This window comes from Schaalia canis, assembly GCF_003858455.1.
In the GTDB taxonomy this organism is placed as follows: Bacteria; Actinomycetota; Actinomycetes; order Actinomycetales; family Actinomycetaceae; genus Pauljensenia; species Pauljensenia canis.
Map to the genome: position 1 here is coordinate 33,390 of NZ_RQZF01000009.1, position 16,701 is coordinate 50,090.

General features: G+C 61.2%; 6 protein-coding genes. 4 read left to right on the plus strand and 2 right to left on the minus strand.

Going from position 1 to position 16,701, the window contains the following annotated elements; all coding sequences use genetic code 11:
* Window positions 1-2: 2 nt before the first annotated feature.
* Both EII11_RS08045 and ettA read right to left on the minus strand, forming a co-directional pair.
* A complete protein-coding gene (locus EII11_RS08045) occupies window positions 3-713 on the minus strand; it encodes a DM13 domain-containing protein (protein ID WP_205649272.1) in 711 nt (236 codons plus the stop codon).
* A gap of 262 nt (window positions 714-975) precedes the next feature.
* On the minus strand, window positions 976-2,658 hold the full coding sequence (gene ettA / locus EII11_RS08050) for an energy-dependent translational throttle protein EttA (protein ID WP_124871286.1): 1,683 nt from the start codon (window positions 2,656-2,658) through the stop codon (window positions 976-978).
* Between the two features lie 341 nt (window positions 2,659-2,999).
* Between ettA and EII11_RS08055 the strand changes: the two genes are divergently transcribed.
* Genes EII11_RS08055 through EII11_RS08070 form a run of 4 tightly spaced genes read left to right on the plus strand, consistent with a single transcriptional unit; the run spans window position 3,000 to window position 16,598 of the window.
* Entirely contained in the window at window positions 3,000-3,887 is an 888-nt protein-coding gene (locus tag EII11_RS08055) for a biotin--[acetyl-CoA-carboxylase] ligase (RefSeq protein ID WP_124871289.1), read from the plus strand.
* 38 nt (window positions 3,888-3,925) lie between these two features.
* Entirely contained in the window at window positions 3,926-5,737 is a 1,812-nt protein-coding gene (locus EII11_RS08060) for an ATP-binding protein (RefSeq protein WP_124871521.1), read from the plus strand.
* Entirely contained in the window at window positions 5,734-7,299 is a 1,566-nt protein-coding gene (locus tag EII11_RS08065; RefSeq protein WP_124871292.1) for an acyl-CoA carboxylase subunit beta, read from the plus strand. Before EII11_RS08060 ends, EII11_RS08065 begins: the two co-directional genes overlap by 4 nt.
* A gap of 47 nt (window positions 7,300-7,346) precedes the next feature.
* The gene (locus tag EII11_RS08070; RefSeq protein WP_124871295.1) at window positions 7,347-16,598 is read left to right on the plus strand and encodes a type I polyketide synthase; all 9,252 of its coding nucleotides are present in this window, start codon (window positions 7,347-7,349) and stop codon (window positions 16,596-16,598) included.
* Window positions 16,599-16,701 lie beyond the last annotated feature (103 nt).

A 16,701-nucleotide genomic window follows, 5' to 3' on the forward strand; every position in this document is an offset into this window, starting at 1 on the left:
GCCTAGTTGACAGGACGCAATTCTGCCGCGCCGAAGGAAACGGAGAAGGCCTCGCACCAGAGCGTGATGGAGCTCCAGTCAGAAACGTTGGCATCGGCAGGAATGGTGTAAACCTGGTTACCGCGGTTTCCTTTGAGTTCTCCAAGATCAAGGTGATCGTAATTTGCGGCGGTAAACCAGCCGTCGAAGCCCTCAATGACGGGAGCTTGGGAGAGCCAGACGTGCACGTCGGGGCCGGTGGTTGTTTCGAGTCCTTCAAGGGCGAGTTGGTGCGTGCCGTCAGGGAGTCGGAATACGCTGACTGTGCCGCTGGTGTCGTGCTCGTGAGAGATGAGTGCCCCCTGCGCAATGAGAGCGGGACCTGTTGGAGCCTGCGGCTCTGGAGCTGGTGTAGGAGCAGTTGGGGCTGTAGGAGCGCCTTCGGTTGATGAAGTCCCCTGAGAGCTTTGAGGCTGTGCGGCTGGGGCAACTGCTGAGCTTTGCGGGGCCTGTGCGACTGGTGCTGGGGTGCTTTGTGGGGCGAGTGCGGTGGGGATTTCGTCATTGATTTCTGTGTTGACGAAGATCAACCACGGTTGGAACACTGCCATGGCGATCCCAAAAAGGACGAGTGCGCCCGCGCCGAGAGCAATGACTTTACGGTGTCGCTTCACGCGGGGTGAGCTGTGCTGCTCGTCTTGGGGCTTTTCGGGCTGCGGCTGCATTGTGGTCATGAAAGAGTCCTTCTCGGTCTCGGCACGGCGAGTGCCTGGCCTAGCTGCTTGTCGCTGGGTGTTCGGCGCCCATTGGTAGGAGGTTTGCCTCTTTGGCTATTGCCTTCGTCACAGGATGTATCGGACGGGCAAATCAGGATCTGGCTGGTGGGTAGACGAGCGTACTGATGACGAGAACACCCGTGGGGGCTGCAGTCTGATGCTGCGGCCCCCACGGGTGATTCATGCGAGGAGACGACGGTGAGGATCGTCCTCAGCGCGTTCAGTCGCGGGTGAGCTTGCGGTGGGTCACGCGGTGAGGCGTTGCTGCCTCCAGGCCCAGTCGCTCGATCTTGTTCTTCTCGTAGGACTCGAAGTTGCCTTCGTACCAGTACCAGCGTGCGGGGTTTTCCTCGTCGCCTTCCCACGCGAGAATGTGGGTGGCAACGCGGTCAAGGAACCAGCGGTCGTGGGTGACGACCACGGCGCAGCCGGGGAATTGAAGCAGGGCATTTTCCAGGGAACCTAGGGTTTCAACGTCGAGGTCGTTGGTGGGTTCGTCCAGGAGCAGCAGGTTGCCGCCCTGCTTGAGGGTGAGGGCAAGGTTCAGGCGGTTGCGTTCACCACCGGAGAGGACGCCGGCAGGTTTTTGCTGGTCGGCGCCCTTGAAGCCGAAGGCCGAAACGTAGGCACGGGAGGGCATTTCAACGTTGCCGACTTGGAGGAAGTCGAGCCCGTCAGAGACGACCTCCCACAGGGACTTGTTGGGGTCGATGCCTGCGCGGTTCTGGTCAACGTAGGAGATTTTGACGGTTTCACCGACTGTCAGTTCGCCTCCATCGAGAGGCTCTAGGCCAACGATAGTCTTGAACAGGGTGGTCTTACCCACGCCGTTGGGGCCGATGACGCCAACGATGCCATTGCGCGGCAGGGAGAAGGAGAGGCCATCGATGAGGGTACGGTCCCCAAAGCCCTTGACCAGGTCCTTGGCTTCGATGACGACTGAACCCAGGCGGGGGCCCGGTGGGATCTGGATTTCTTCAAAGTCGAGTTTGCGGGTGCGCTCGGCTTCGGCTGCCATTTCCTCGTAGCGTTCCAGACGAGCCTTGGACTTTGCCTGGCGGCCCTTGGGGTTCGAACGTACCCATTCGAGTTCTTCCTTGAGGCGCTTGGCGAGCTTGGCATCCTTTTGCCCTTGAACCTGGAGTCGCTTTTGCTTGGTTTCCAGGTAGGTGGAGTAGTTACCTTCGTAGGGGTAGAGGTGACCGCGGTCAACTTCAGCGATCCACCCAGCGACGTGATCGAGGAAGTAGCGGTCGTGGGTGACGGCAATGACGGCACCCGGGTAGGTGGACAGGTGCTTTTCGAGCCATTGGACGGATTCTGCGTCAAGGTGGTTGGTGGGCTCGTCAAGAAGAAGCAGGTCAGGGGCTTCAATGAGGAGCTTGCACAGTGCGACGCGGCGACGCTCACCACCGGAGAGGACCTTCACAGGAGCGTCTGGCGGCGGGCAGCGCAGGGCGTCCATGGCTTGCTCAAGCTGGGAGTCGATGTCCCAGGCGTTGGCAGCGTCAATCTCCATTTGGAGTTTGCCCATTTCTTCCATGAGCGCGTCGAAGTCAGCGTCAGGGTTGGCCATCTCTTCAGAGATGGCATTGAAGCGTTCGAGTTTGGCGTAGATTTCGCCTGCACCCATGCGAACGTTTTCAACAACGGTCTTGTCGTCATCGAGTTTGGGCTCTTGTTCGAGGATGCCAACGGTGTAGCCCGGGGTGAGTCGGGCTTCACCGTTGGAGGGTTCATCCAGGCCTGCCATGATGCGCAGGATCGAAGATTTACCGGCACCGTTGGGGCCGACCATGCCGATCTTTGCGCCAGGGAAGAAAGACATTGAGACGTCGTCGAGGATGACCTTATCCCCGTGCGCCTTTCGTGCCTTGATCATCTGGTAGATGTACTCTGCCACGTTTCTCCATCCAATGAAGTGATTGCTGAGGGCTCGCGTGAGGGGAGTTTTCCCTATTCTCACGCTGAGATGCCCGTCAATGGTGTCGCTTACCATGCTAGGCCACGTCAAGGCTTTTAAGACACCCCTGGCTGTTGATGTGCACCGACAGTGACACGCCCAACTTGAGATTGCCCGCACGTCTGGAAGCAAAGAGGCATATAATTATCCTATATTTCACGCTTTGAAGCAAAGCCTGAAAGTAACCTGTGAACCGACTTTCACAGGATGACAACTCGATAGTTCATCCACCACACACAATCACCGTCTACTAACTAGCCACAAAAGAAAGGGGTGCAGCCATGCCTTATGTTTCAAACCTTGAACCTAAGTTTGATGGAATCACGCGACAGCACCCCATCATCCACCTCGACACCATCGACTCCACCAACTCCCACGCTCGCACTCTCCTGACAACCACCACGCCCCCACCCCACCTCACCACAATCATTGCCGACCACCAAAGTGCCGGACGCGGTCGCCTCGGACGCTCATGGATCACCACCCGCCACGGCGCACTCACTGCCACCACTCTTCTTCGCCTCCCCTCTCCCCTCCCCAACGAGGCTCCCGCATGGTGCCTCCACGCCACCGCCCTCGCCATTCGAGACGCCCTCGCCCCGATACTCCGCCCACACGCCCACACTGTCACCACCAAATGGCCCAATGACGTGCTCATTGACGGTGAACGTAAAATCTGCGGCATCCTCGCCGAAGACCTTGGACAAACCCACGGGTCGCACTACCTTGCCATTGGATACGGCGTGAATATCATCATGGACGCCAACGCTCGCCCCGCACCCCACGCGACTGCCCTCAGCCTCGAAGGGGACGAAGAAGCACAACATTCTCCCCTGACTCGACGCGCCACACTCCTTGACGCAATTCTCAACGGCATTGACGCCCGCTTTCGCGCCCTCCAGGCAGCACAGTGGGATCCTACCAGCAGCGGCCTGGCCGACGAAGCCCAGCGCCACTGCGTCACACTCGGCCAACAAGTGGCCCTCCCCCACGCACACTCTTCCGCTCCCGAAGCGCAGACATCACCCATGAAATACGGGCGCGCGCTTGCCATTGACCGCTCCGGAGCACTCATCGTTGAGCGCGAAGACGGCACCCACAGTCTCATCACCACCGGCGACGTCCTCCTCCCCCATGAATACCACCCCAGACCGTCATCTGACTCCTGACCTCACGAGTGACACAAACGAAGGAAGAACACATCTACATGCGTCCGATTCAACGACTACTCGTCGCCAACCGTGGCGAAATTGCCCTGCGAATTATCCGCACGGCCCGCGAACTCAATATCGCCACCATCGCCGTTTACGCCGACGCAGATGCCGAAGCACCCTTTGTGCACGCCGCCGACGAAGCATGGTCCCTCGGCGGAGCTGACGCCACCAGCACCTACCTCAATGCCGACGCCCTCCTTAAAGTTGCGGACGCCACCCACGCCGATGCTCTCCACCCCGGCTACGGCTTCCTCTCAGAAAACGCTGACTTCGCCAACACTCTGGCCAGCAAAGACATCACATGGATCGGCCCAGCGGGCAGTGTCATTGACGCCTTGGGCGACAAGATCCGCGCACGCAACGTCGCACACTCCTGCGGAGTTGACCCCGTGCCCGGCATTTTCACCCCTATCACCGACCCCACGCAGATCACCGATTTCATCGCTCAACACGGCTACCCCGTAGTCTGCAAACGCTCCGATGGTGGAGGCGGACGAGGAATCACCGTCCTACGCTCTGACGCTGACACGGACATGTTCATTGCCCGCCACACCACGCCCGACGCAGAGGGCAACACCTCCCTCTCCATGCACTTCGTGGAACGTTTCGTTGAGCTTGCCCGCCACGTCGAAACTCAGTGCATGCGCGACGCCCACGGCAACTTCCGTGTTGTCACCACCCGCGACTGCTCCGTTCAACGCCGCAATCAAAAGCTCATCGAAGAAGCACCCGCGCCCTTCCTCTCTCCTGAAACCGACGCTCAACTTGAACGCTGGTCACGCCAGCTCTTCGAAGCCGTCGGCTACGTCGGTGTCGGCACCTGCGAGTTCCTCCTCGAACCCGATGGTTCCCTGTGGTTCCTCGAAGTCAACCCCCGCTTGCAGGTAGAGCACCCCGTCTCTGAAGAGGTTGCCGGCGTGGACCTCGTCAGTGAACAGTTGCGCATCGCTCAGGGCCTGCCACTTTCTGAGGCGCGGCCTCCACGAGGGCACTCTTTCGAGTTCCGCATCACCTGCGAAGACCCCGCCGCTGACCTCATGCCCTCCGGCGGGAAGGTCACGCACATTACCTGGCCCGGCGGCCCAGGTATCCGTATTGACTCAGGTCTAGTTGCTGGCGATAGCGTCCACACCAGTTTTGACTCCATGATCGCCAAGATCATCGTCACCGCTCCCACCCGTGAAGCAGCCCTGGCACGCTCACGTCGGGCACTGGCAGAGTTCTGCCTTGACGGGGTCCCCACCCCTCGCGACCTCTACGTCGACATCATCAACGACCCCGCTTTCAGTGGAGAGGACGCATTCACCGTCTCCACCCGCTGGTTGGAAAACGCCTTCCTTCCCTCCCACAGTTACGAGGCCACCGACACGGCCGAGAACACCTGCGCGCTTCCTCCAGCAAAACGCCAGTTCACCATCGAACTTGACGGCAAGCGCATGACCCTGTCCCTCCCGCCCGACCTTTTCCAAGGCGTCTTTGGCACAGGCGCAGCCACCCAACGGCCTGCCCAACCCCTACGACAAGCCCGCCAGGAACGAAGTGCAGCAGCACCCACTGCCTCCACGCAGTCAGTCCTTTCAGACGGAACCATCGTCTCCCCCATGCAAGCCATCGTCGTTCACATGGCGGTCACCGAAAACCAGAAGGTTGCCGAAGGGGACCTCATCGCCGTCCTGGAAGCAATGAAGATGGAAAAGTACGTGCACGCCCCACACGCGGGCACCGTGTCAGAAATCTTCGTCGCCGCTGGAACATCCATTAGTACCGGTGACCATCTTGTCCGCATCGAGAAAGAGAACGCATGACCAGCGCACCACCTCCCGCAGATCGCAGCCGAAGCGCACACACGCAGGCAATCGCCAGCGTCGTCGCCCAAGCTGAAGAACGCGCCGCCGCACGTCAACACCCCAAAGGAAAGATGACCGCCCGCGAGCGCATGGCGACTTTCTTTGATGACGGCCAATGGACGGAAGTTGGCCAGTTTATCGGCGGTGATGTACGCACCGGCGACATGGGGTCGGCGGTTCTGACTGGCTATGGCCCTGTGCAGGGGCGAATGGTTGCGGTCTATGCGCAGGACTTCTCTATCAGGGGCGGCACGCTGGGGCGCGTGGAGGGCGACAAGATTATTGCCCTTATTGATACCGCTATCCGTATGCGTATTCCAATTGTCGGTATTCAGGATTCTGGTGGTGCTCGCATCCAAGAGGGCGTTGTTGCGCTGGCTCAGTATGGTCGGATTTTCCGTAAGTCCTGTGAGGCCTCGGGTTTGATCCCACAGATCAGTCTGATCCTTGGCCCGTGTGCGGGTGGGGCGGTCTACCAGCCTGCGTTGACGGACTTTATTGTCATGACGCGGGAAAACTCGCATATGTTTGTCACTGGCCCTGACGTGGTGCGTGCGACGACCGGTGAGGATGTCTCTTTTGAAGAGCTGGGTGGCGCTGCTGTTCATAATTTCCAGTCGGGCGTTGCTCACCATATGGCTGACTCTGAGCAGGAGGCCATTGATTATGTGCGTTCTCTTTTGGATTATCTTCCCTCCAATTGTGAGCAGGAAGCCCCACGCTATGAGTACACGCCTCTTCCTGAGGACGAGGCTGCCGCTCAAGCCGTTGGTGATCTGGTGCCCTGTGAGCCTCGCGTGCCGTATAACGTTGTTGAGGTCATTGAGAGTTTGGTTGATCACGGTGAGTTCGTGGAGATTCAGTCTTTCTTCGCTCCGCGTATTGTGATTGGCTTTGCGTGTATTGATGGCCGCAGCGTCGGTATTGTTGCTAATCAGCCGATGGAGGATGCGGGCACGCTGGATGTGGATGCCTCCGAGAAGGGCGCGCGTTTTGTTCGTTTCTGTGATGCCTTTGGTTTGCCGATCATCACCCTGGTCGATGTGCCGGGTTATCGCCCTGGTACGGAACAGGAGCAGGCGGGCATTATTCGTCGCGGTGCGAAGCTGATTGTTGCCTACGCCAATGCCACGGTGCCGATGGTGACGGTGATCCTGCGTAAGGCCTACGGCGGTGCCTTCATTGTCATGGGGTCGAAGTCTATTGGCGCTGATCTTGCTTTCTCGTGGCCCAATGCGCAGATTGCCGTGATGGGCGCTGAGGGTGCCGTGTCGATTCTGCACCGCCGTGAGCTGGCTGCCGCGCAAGAGGACGGAAGTTTTGAGCAGACGCGCGCGGCTCTGGTGGCTGACTACGAACGCGATTGCGTTTCTCCTGACCTATCCATTAAGACCGGCGAACTCGATGGGATTATTACGCCCGCCTCGACTCGTTCAGTCCTCATCAACTCGCTACGACTCTTGGAGAGTAAGGACCAAGACACTCACAGCCCCAAGAAGCACGACAACGGCCCTTTGTGACGCCGTCTCGTTCTTGACTTCCCACCCGTTTCTACCTTGGATGATTCATGTCTTCTTCATTTTTTCTGGCTGAACTGAACAACGCCTCTACTACCTTGCTCTTCGCTGGACAATCCACCCCGTGGCAGCGCACTCTTGAGTCTCTGTCCCATGACTCCGATGCGCGCACGATCATTACCCAGCTCTGCGAGGCTTCAGACTCCTACCTGTCGCCCGTGCGCATGTCATTGGCGACGATGGGGCTCGCTTCCCTCGATTTCTTCTCCGATGTTTCCCGTCCTGACACCTCAGGGGCAGGGTTTTCGATCCCCGGTATCCTTGCCACCCAGCTTGCTGCTGTTGCAGCCCTGGAATCGGAAGGATTCACACTCGGTCAGACCCGTTTCCTTGGCCACTCGCAGGGGGTGCTGGGTGTTGCTGCCTCCCAGGCGTGGGCTCGTGGGGATCGTCCGGGGGCGGGCATGGTGTTTGCTATGGCTCGTCTGATTGGTGCGGCTGCTCAGCAGGCTGTCGCGCGCGAGGGTATCCACAGTGTTGGTGAAGCCTCCCCCATGCTGTCGGTCCGTAAGGTGCCTGCCGCTGTGATTGAGGAAATGGTTGCCCAGTGGAACGAGGCTGCCCCTGCTGCTGGGGATGGGCCGATTAGCATTGCCCTGCGTAATGGTGGCGAGTCCTTTGTTCTTTCGGGTGCTCCCACGGATCTGGCCACTGTACGTGCTTTGTTGGAGGAGCGCAGCAGTGTTGAGCGTGCTGCGCGCGAAGCTAAGCAGATCGGCGGTACACCGCTTTCACCTGTTTTCGATTACCTGTGCGTGGACATTCCCTTCCATTCCTCGCTGATGGTAGGCGCATTCGAGCAGGTACAGCGCTGGGCTCAGGCCTGCGGCCTTGATTCGGAGGAGAACCTTGCTCTGGCTCGTGCGGTGCTTGTCGACCCCGTTGACTGGGTGGAGCAGATCCGGGGCGAGGTTGCTGCCGGCGTTCGTTGGCTTGTCGATGTCGGCCCTGGCTCAACGTTGGCGTCCTTTACTGCGCCGTTGCTTCACGGCCAAGGGGTTGGCATTGTTGAGGCAGGCAGCGCGGAGGACCGCGATCGTTTCCTCACCATCGGCTGGGCGCCGCCCGCCCCCGCCGACTGGTCTACACTGGCCCCCTCGCTAATTACACTGCCTGACGGTCGTACTGTTATGGACACGGCGTTCTCACGCCTGACCGGCCGTTCACCCGTGCTTTTGGCGGGCATGACCCCCACCACCGTTGATCCTGAGATCGTTGCGGCGGCTGCGAATGCCGGCTACTGGGCGGAGCTCGCAGGTGGCGGCCAGGTCACCGAAGAGGTGTACATGGAAAACCTCGCCAGCCTGCGTGAGCAGCTCGAACCTGGCGTGTCCGCACAGTTCAACTCCATGTTCTTGGACCGTTACCTGTGGAACCTACAATTTGGTTCTCAACGCATTGTCTCGCGCTCTCGCGCGCAGGGCGCACCCATCGATGGCGTCGTCGTGTCTGCTGGCATCCCCGAAGGGGACGAGGCAGCCGCGCTGGTCACCCAGCTTCGTGGTGACGGTTTCCCCTGGGTGGCCTTCAAGCCCGGAACCGTTGACCAGATTCTTCAGGTTGTTGCTATTGCCACACAGGTGGCCCCCACTCCCGTCATCGTTCAGGTTGAGGACGGACACTCCGGTGGGCACCACTCGTGGGAGGACCTCGACGAGCTTCTGCTGGCGACCTACGCTCAACTGCGCGCCGTGGATAACGTGGTGCTGTGCGCAGGTGGCGGCATTGGCACCCCCGAGCGCGCCGCTGATTACCTGTCAGGCCAGTGGGCTTTGGCGTATGGTCGCCCCCTCATGCCTGTTGACGGTGTTCTTATTGGCACCGCTGCCATGACCGTTAAGGAGGCGCGCACCAGCGAAGAAGTCAAGCAGCGCCTGGTCGATACCCCCGGTATTGACGCTCACAGTCTGCGTCGCGGCTGGGTGGGTGTGGGCGCCAGCGAGGGCGGCATGACCTCTGGTCTGTCCCACCTGCGCGCCGACATGCACGAGGTGGATAACGCGGCGGCAGCCGCAGCCCGCCTCATTGCAGACCTGGGTTCGGATGCTTCAGCCGTCCAGGCTCGCCGCGAGGAAATCATTGAGGTTCTGGGCCGTACCGCGAAGCCCTACTTTGGCGACCTGGCAGAAATGACCTACGCGCAGTGGGTTGAGCGTTTTGCTGATCTGTCCTACCCGTGGGTGGATCCAACGTGGACTCTACGTTTCCATGATCTGCTTCAGCGGGTGGAAGCTCGCTTGGCTCCTGTTGATCACGGCACGGTGGAAACCCTGTTCCCCACCGTTGCTGATGTTGAAGATGCTCCCGCGGCCGTAGCACGCGTACTGGAGGCCTACCCCGCCGCTCACACAACTTTCGTGACAGCCATTGATCAGGCGTGGTTCCCCACCCTGTGCCGCTCTTACCCCAAGCCCATGCCTTTTGTTCCGGTCCTTGACGATGACCTGCTGCGCTGGTGGGGCCAAGACGGTCTGTGGCAAGCCCAGGATGCCCGCTACAGCGCCGACTCGGTGCGTATCATCCCCGGCCCGGTGTCGGTGGCTGGCATTGACCGCGTGAATGAACCCGTTGCTGAACTGCTCGGCCGTTTCGAGGCTGCTGCCGTGGCCCGCCTGGCTGACATGGGTGCCATCGCCGAGTCCGCCTACTCCCGCCTTGGCGGGGCTGCGCCGTCGGCTTCAGCTCAAGAATGGCTGCGCCAGGTGCCCCACATTATGTGGACCGGCCACCTCATGCTCAATCCTGCGGCCATTCTTCCGGCAGAACAGGTGGAGTTGCGTGACACTGAACGGGGTGTCGACATGGTCATCCACCTGGATACGGCGTGGGATGCTGACCTTCGGGGCGTAGAAAAGCATGCCGTCCGCCAGCTCATCTTCCCTCTGCTGCTACCGGCAACGACTGCATCAGGTGGCGTTCCCGTCATTGACGAGGAGAGCCTGCCCGAGCACATGTACGCCATGCTTGCCGCAACTGCAGGCGTGGGGTCAACCTCGATGACGGGAGACGCTATTACCGCTATGCCGGTGATGCAGCCCTCCGAACTCTCCCCCTTCGGTGAGGCTCATTGGAGTTTCGCTCTACCAGCCTCACTTGGCCCCGATCATTACGCGGTCACTGGCGCTGGCCTACCCGCTGGCCTCGTTCCCACGCGCTGCGTGCCCGACGCACTACTTGGCCCGGCATGGCCTGCCATCTACGCGGCATTGGGGTCGGCTATCTACCAGGATTATCCGGTCATTGAAGGCCTCCTCAACGCTGTTCACCTTGACCACCTCATTGAGTTCTCTACCTCCCCTGAGGAACTACGCGCTCAGGGCGTCGAACGTATTGACGTTGTCTCTCATGTGGCAGCCATTGACGAGTCTTCCTCCGGCCGTATCGTCACCGTGGCACTGAGTTTGTCGGCCAATGGTCAGACCGTTGGCTCCACCCGTGAGCGTTTCGCGATTCGCGGCCGTGCGACCGGCACGAATGTGCCCGCCGATGCGCCCGCTGCTGGCGGCGTTGAAGGAAAGGTCATTGACACGCCTCGTTCGGTGCTGCGCCGCGTGATGGTGACAGCTCCTTCGGATATGACGCCTTTTGCTATCGTCTCAGGCGACTTCAACCCCATTCACACCTCATACGCCGCAGCGCAGGTTGCAGGCATGGACGCTCCCCTGGTGCATGGCATGTGGCTGTCGGCCACCGCTCAGCACGCCGCGAGCGCTTCAGTGCCTGGTGGCGTGGGCCTGGAGCTGCGGGGCTGGACCTACTCTATGTACGGCGCTGTCGAGCTCAACGACCAGGTGGAAATCACTGTTGAGCGCGTGGGCCGCGTGTTGGGTGGCGGTCTGGCTCTGGAGGTCACCTGCCGTGTCGAGGGCAATATTGTCTCTCGCGCAACCGCACACACCACCGCTCCCCGCACTGCTTACATCTACCCCGGCCAGGGTATTCAATCTCGCGGCATGGGCTTGGACGAGCGCAGCAAGTCTGCGGCAGCGGATGCCACATGGAAGCGCGCTGATGTGTTCACCCGCGAAGCCCTGGGCTTCTCGATCCTGACGATCGTGCGCGATAACCCCACGGAGATTACCGTGCGTGGCGTGACCCATCGTCACCCCGAGGGCGTCTTGAATCTCACCCAATTCACGCAGGTTGCCCTGGCAACCCTCGCAATTGCGCAGACCGAACGCCTGCGGGAAGAGGGCGCTTTGGTGGATGACGCAGCTTTTGCTGGCCACTCCCTGGGCGAGTATGACGCTTTGGCTGCCTACGCCCAGGTCTTCCCCTTGGAAACTGTTCTTGACCTGGTGTTCCACCGAGGTTCCACCATGCACGCCCTGGTGGGCCGTGATGAGAACGGCGCCTCGAACTACCGTATGGGTGCCCTGCGTCCGAGCCAATTCGGCATCACCCACGAGGATGTTGAGGACTACGTTGCCTCTATCGCTCAGGCATCGGGTGAGTTCCTCCAGATCGTCAACTACAACCTTGCCGGCCAGCAGTATTCTGTGGCGGGCACGGTCGCTGGCCTGGAGGCTCTGGCCACTGATGCTGCCGAGCGCACTGCACGCGCTGGCGGCAAGGGGGCCTTCATGTATGTGCCCGGCATTGACGTTCCCTTCCACTCCACTGTGTTGCGTGACGGCGTGGCGGACTTCCGTGAGCGCCTTGATGAGCGTATTCCCACCGAGGTTGATCCTGGACTCCTCGTGGGCCGTTACATTCCGAACCTCGTGGCTCGCCCCTTCGAGCTGACGCGCTCCTTCGTGGAGTCAATCTGTGAGGTTGTGCCCGCCCGCGCGCTCCAGGATCTGCTTGATTCTGACGCCGCGTGGGAAGCGGCCCTGGCCGCGCCCGCGCAGCTTACTCGCCTGTTGCTCATTGAGCTGCTCTCCTGGCAGTTTGCCTCCCCCGTGCGGTGGATTGAAACCCAGGATGTTTTGCTGCGTAGCGCCGAGGCCGGTGGCCTGGGCGTGGACGAGGTCGTTGAGGTGGGCTTGGGTGCTGCCCCGACTCTGGCGAATATGGCCGCCCGCACCCTGCAACTCCCTGCCTTCACTGGCCGTGCAGTGACGGTTCTGAACGCCCAGCGTGATGAGGCCCGAGTCCTACGCACTGATGTTGCTGTGGTAGAAGAAGCCGAGGAAGAGGCACCGCCAGCCCCCACTGCTGCACCCACTGCTTCGGAGGCCGCTTCGGAGGCCGCACCTGCCGCTGATGTCGCCCCGGCTGCGCCCGCTCCTGTGGCCGCACCTGCCGCTCCTGCAGGTGGTGGCGTGTCAGGTGCCGACGTTGCCGACCTGCCGTTCAAAGCTTCTGATGCGATCCGCGCCCTTTTTGCCCTGGCAGCGAAGATCCGTCTTGATGAGGTGGGCGAGCGCGACACCACTGAAACGTTGACCAATGGTGTGTCCTCGCGCCGTAACCAGCTGCTGATGGATATGTCCGCTGAGTTGGGCCTGTCCTCCATTGATGGCGCGGCTGAAGCTGATGTTGCCACCCTGGGTGCCACCGTTGACCGCCTCGCGAAGGGGTACGCTGCTTTCGGCCCTGTTTTGGGGGATCAGGTCAAGGACCGTGTGCGTAAGCTCTTTGGTGGCGCGGGGGCGAAGGCCACACGCATTGCTGAGCGCGTCACCGGCACCTGGCAGCTCGGCGCTGGCTGGGTTGACCACGTCACCGCAGAGATTCTGCTTGGCACCCGTGAGGGAGCTTCGACCCGTGAGGGCGAGCTCGCCACTCTCACCACCGCAGCTCCTGCAAATGCAGCTGGTGTTGATGAGCTCATTGACACGGCTGTGCGCTCGGTGGGCCAGCGTCACGGAATCAGTGTGACACTGCCGCAGGCCGGTGGTGGCGCTGGCGGTGGCGTTGTTGATTCGGCTGCTTTGGATGCCTTCGCAGAAAAGGTCACCGGCGTTGATGGTGTACTGGCATCTACTGCTCGCCATATCCTCACCCAGCTTGGTCACTCCCCGGTTGTCCCCGTCGCTGACAGCGACGACGAGGCCGCCCGCGTTGTCGAAGCTGTTGCCGCTGAGCTCGGATCGAAGTGGGTGGATATGGTTGCCCCCGCCTTCGATGCCCGTAAGGCTGTGCTCATCGACGATCGTTGGGCGAGTGCTCGCGAGGACCTCGCACGCCTGTGGGTTGACGGCACCTTGAGCGGATCGCCCCTCTTTGCTGGTGCCGGTCAGGCCGTTGCCGACCAGGCGGCATGGTGGGCTAAGCGGGCGGAGAAGGAAAGCCGCCAGGACCTGGCTGAGCTTTACCGCTCTATCCGGGAACAAGCCCTGACCTCGACCAATTCTGAGGCCACGCGTTACGCGAATGATGTTGCTGTGGTGACGGGCATGACGCCGACCTCTATTGGTGGCGCTGTCGTTGCACGCCTGCTGGCCGGTGGGGCAACCGTTATTGCCACATCCTCGCGTGTGGATGCTCGCCGTCTCGGCTTTGCCAAGCGCCTGTATCGGGAACATGCTGCCCCCGGTGCCCGCCTGTGGTTGGTCCCGGCGAATCTATCCTCCTACCGTGACGTTGATGCTCTAGCGGAGTGGGTGGGTAACCCCTACTCCACCTCTGTGGGAGGCTCAGCCGTGGAGGTTAAGCCCGCACTGACCCCCACCTTGTTCTTCCCCTTCGCTGCCCCGCAGGTCAGTGGAACGATGGCTGACTCGGGCGCGCAGACGGAAAACCAGATGCGTCTACTGCTGTGGAGCGTGGAGCGTTCGATCGTTGCCCTTGCCGCGATTGGCGCTGACACTGACGTTGATCACCGCCTGCACGTTGTCCTGCCCGGCTCGCCCAACCGTGGCATCTTCGGTGGGGACGGCGCCTACGCCGAGTCGAAGGCCTCCTTCGACGCCATCCTCAATAAGTGGCACTCCGAGCCAGTCTGGTCCTCGCGCGTGTCCTTCGCTCACCCGCGTATCGGCTGGGTGCGCGGCACGGGCCTCATGGGTGGCAACGATCCAATGGTTGCCGCTGTGGAATCCACCGGCGTGCGTACCTGGTCGACCGAAGAAATGGCCGATCAACTCATGGATCTGTGTTCGACTCAGACTCGCCAGGCGGCCTCGTCAGCTCCAATTGAGGCTGACCTGACCGGTGGACTGGGCAGCGGCATTGACCTCGTGGCGCTGCGCAAGCAAGCACTGGAGAACGCTCCCGCGCAGGTTTCTGACGCTGCTGCTGCGCATCCCACGGTGGACGCCCTGCCCTCACCCACGCTCTCACTGCCCACCCATATTGACCCCGCCCAGTGGGGGCAGGTGAACGCCGACCTGCACGAGACGGTCGTCATCGTCGGTCACGGCGAGGTTGGCCCCTGGGGTTCGGCCCGCACTCGCCTGGAGGCCGAGCTTGGCATCCAGTCCGATGGCAGCGTGGAACTCACTCCCGCGGGCGTCCTCGAACTGGCGTGGATGACAGGCCTGCTCACCTGGTCGGATACTCCCGTTGGCGGCTGGTACGACGCTGACGATCAGCTCGTCCCCGAAGCGCAGATCTTCGAACGCTACCGTGACGAGGTCGTCGCCCGCTCCGGCGTGCGCTTCTTTACCGACGATGGGCCTCTCCACGACGGGTGGAGCCCGGAGCTGACCACGATCTTCCTTGATCGTGACATCACCTTCACCGTGGACTCGCACGAGGAAGCCCTCTCCTACCAGGCGGCAGACCCTGAGTTCACCGTCATCACCGAGGTGGACGGCGAATGGCAGGTGACGCGCAAGTCAGGCGGTCAGGCTCGTGTGCCTCGCCGGGCGACCGTCACCCGCCGCATCGGAGGACAGTTCCCCACCGACTTTGACCCGGCACGTTGGGGTATTCCTGCTTCGATGATCGACTCCATTGACCGCATTGCAGTGTGGAACCTTGTCACCGCAGTGGATGCCTTCGTCTCAGCGGGCTTTAGCCCCACAGAGCTACTGCAGATTGTCCACCCCGCCGACGTGGCCTCCACTCAAGGCACGGGCTTTGGTGGCATGACCTCCATGCACCGTCTTTTCGTTGACCGTTTCCTGGGTGAGGAGTTCCCGCAAGATATCTTGCAAGAAACCCTGCCCAATGTTGTGGCTGCACACACCATGCAGAGCTACATCGGTGGCTACGGTTCGATGATTAACCCCGTCAGTGCCTGCGCAACCGCAGCAGTGTCCATTGAGGAAGGCGTGGATAAGATCCACTGCGGTAAGGCTGATTTCGTTGTGGCTGGCGCCATTGACGATATTCAGGTCGAATCGGTAGTGGGCTTTGGATCGATGAACGCCACCGGCAACTCCAATGACATGCTCGCTCAGGGCATTTCTGAACGTTTTGTCTCTCGCGCGAATGACCGCCGCCGCGGTGGCTTCGTGGAGTCTCAAGGTGGTGGCACGGTTCTACTCACCCGAGCATCCGTGGCTTTGGACATGGGACTGCCAGTTCTTGGCGTGGTGGCTTTCGCTCAGACCTTCTCTGATGGTTTCCACACCTCCATCCCGGCTCCTGGAATTGGTGCCCTTGCTTCGGCTCGTGGCGGGAAGGCTTCTCGTCTGGCCAAGCAGCTTGGTGCCTATGGTGTCAGCATTGATGATGTGGCGGTCGTCTCCAAGCACGATACCTCGACCAACGCTAATGACCCCAATGAGTCTGACCTGCACACGCGCATCGGTCATGCTTTGGGCCGTGACGCTGGTAATCCGCTTTTCGTCATCTCCCAAAAGACGCTGACTGGACATGCCAAGGGCGGTGCTTGCGTGTTCCAGGTTGGTGGGCTCACCCAGCTCTTCCAAACGGGCGTTATTCCTGCGAATGCTTCCCTGGATTGCGTGGATGATGCGATGGCAGCCTACCCGCACCTGGTGTGGTTGCGTTCCCCGCTCGACCTGGGTGCTCGTGGACCTATCAAGGCCGCTTTTGCGACCTCGCTGGGCTTTGGCCACGTCTCATCCCTGGTCGCACTGGTTCACCCTGCAGCTTTCGAGGCTCTGGTTGTCTCTAGCGCTCAGGATCACGAGGCTGGGTTGACCCTGCTCGCCCAGTGGCGTGAACGTTCGGACGCGCGCCTGGTTGCGGCTCACCGTCATCGTGAGGCTGGCATGATGGGCCACCGTGCGCTCTTCGAGGCTGCTCCCGCCCGCCGCCTCCCCACCGGTGATGTCCTTGAGGCATCTGGCGGCGATGCTCACGAGGTTGAGGCCGCCATGCTTCTTGATCCGAACGCTCGCCTAAGCGCTGAAGGCGTGTACACCTCCACTCCGAGGTAGGCCTGCGGCTGCGCCTGACAGCTCTACATCGGGTAGGGCGCAGGCACTGAGCTGCATGCGGCACGTGAGTCGCTGTGGGCCGGTTAGGATCGATCCTGACCGG